We start from the raw sequence: 1,700 nt of genomic DNA, 5'->3' as shown, positions 1-1,700 counted from the left end.
AAGACGGCCCTTTTCATTCGTACGAAGCTGGCCGCGTTCATGTGTACGCCGACAGATAGCGCTGCCCGCCGGCCGGAGAAGTCTCCTGGAGGTGCATATACGCCCACTGATACCAGCGCTGGCCTTTCGCCCCGGCCCCGGCCGAGCGGATCTGCCCGCACTCCGGGGACAGCGCCCTGGCCAGCGCGTCGGCGCGGATCGACGCCGGACCGACCGCGACCCGCGTCGAGCAGGAGACTGCCAGGACGTAGCCGACGCCCAGGTCCTCAAGAGCATCGCGCAGGTGAGAGTCGTTGCCGTAGACCTCGTCGGCGGCGACCCAGTCCGGTCGGGCCCCGGCCGCCAAAGCGCGCTCGACCATGCCCAGGGCCAGCGCCGGCTTGGTTGCGAACTCCAGCTCGTCGGGCAGACCGGCCGCCTGGCACCGCGCCGGATCATCGGTCCAGGATGCCGGGACACACAGCTCTCGGTCGACGAATGCCGCACCCGTCTGGTCGCCCACACCGCGTAGACGGCGACCTGAGCATGTTCGATCCTGCCTGCCGTGCCGGTGTATTGACGCTGGGTACCCACCGGGGACGTGCCTTTCTTCACGTCCCCCGGTCTCATCGATCACCAGCACCGAGTCTTCGGTGCCGAGCCGCTCGGTGACGAACTCCCGCAGGTCGTCGCGCACCCCGTCGTGGTCCCAGCGCGCACGGGACAGCAGGTGTTGGAAGACGCCAGGGCTGGCATACCCGGCGTACTCGGCCAGGGTCCAGCAGTTCACCCGGGGCAACTCGCGATCAAGGCCCGGACCAGCGCGCTGGCATGCCGCCGCGGCTCCACCCGCCTGAATCTGCCGGCTATCCGTCCTGCGAGCAGGGCGAACCCGGCCTCGCAGGCGACCAGGTCTAAACTCGGCGGCGCGGCCACCGCTACCACATCAGTCTTCACACACCGATGATCAGCGGTGGCAGTTTCGTCTCTTCAGCCACCCCAGTCACACACGTCACGATGAAGGGGGACGGGGTAACCGGGTCGGGAACGACACCGCGCCTCTGACTATCGATGCCAGAACTTCAGTTGATCCGTCTCGACCACGCGCCGGCCCTGCTTGAGTTCGAGCGGCAGAACCGCGCCTACTTCGCGGCGTCAGTGCCGGACCGGGGCGAGGAGTTCTTCGCCGAGTTCGACGCACGGTTCGCGCAGCTGCTTGAGTGGCAGGCCGCCGGGACGGATTACCTCCATGTGCTGGTGACCGAGGGTGGCGAGGTGGTGGGTCGGGCGAACCTGATCGAAGCGGCGGACGGATCGGCGGAGCTCGGGTACCGGATCGCACAGAAGGCCGCCGGGCAGGGATTGGCCACCGCAGCGGTGCGTGAGTTGCGCGAACTCGCTGCCGCACAGTACGGACTCACCAGGCTGCACGCCAAGGCCACGATGGACAATCCAGCCTCGCACAAGGTCCTTGAACGCAATGGGTTCGTCGCCGTCAGCGAACTGACGCTCAACGACAAGCCGGCCATGTCCTACATCTGCGAGCTCTGCTGACGCGACGCACTCATCGCATGACACCGTGCCAGATCACGATCTACGACTGGAGTACCGCCGGTCCGCTCTGCCCCTGGAGATACGCGACCAGAAAAATCGCGGCGGGAAGTGTGGTGGGCTCCGGCGCGTCGAGGCGGGTATGGACGATGTGGATCACCAGACCCGTG

At 67.1% G+C, this 1,700-nt stretch carries 2 protein-coding genes; one reads left to right on the top strand and one right to left on the bottom strand.

Going from position 1 to position 1,700, the window contains the following annotated elements; translation table 11 throughout:
• Window positions 1–37: 37 nt before the first annotated feature.
• On the bottom strand, window positions 38–769 hold the full coding sequence (locus U9R90_RS36010; RefSeq protein ID WP_411061689.1) for a transposase: 732 nt from the start codon (window positions 767–769) through the stop codon (window positions 38–40).
• A gap of 281 nt (window positions 770–1,050) precedes the next feature.
• Between U9R90_RS36010 and U9R90_RS36005 the strand changes: the two genes are divergently transcribed.
• On the top strand, window positions 1,051–1,533 hold the full coding sequence (locus U9R90_RS36005) for a GNAT family N-acetyltransferase (protein WP_411061687.1): 483 nt from the start codon (window positions 1,051–1,053) through the stop codon (window positions 1,531–1,533).
• Window positions 1,534–1,700 lie beyond the last annotated feature (167 nt).

The organism is Streptomyces sp. E11-3, assembly GCF_046540415.1.
Classification (GTDB): domain Bacteria; phylum Actinomycetota; class Actinomycetes; order Streptomycetales; family Streptomycetaceae; genus Streptomyces.
Note: the sequence above shows the minus strand (reverse complement) of the source record. Positions and strands in the feature narration are given on the sequence as shown.

Excerpts from the sequence above, each read along its gene's own strand:
- U9R90_RS36005 (WP_411061687.1), top strand. The coding sequence starts at position 1,051 with ATGCCAGAACTTCAGTTGATCCGTCTCGACCACGCGCCGGCCCTGCTT.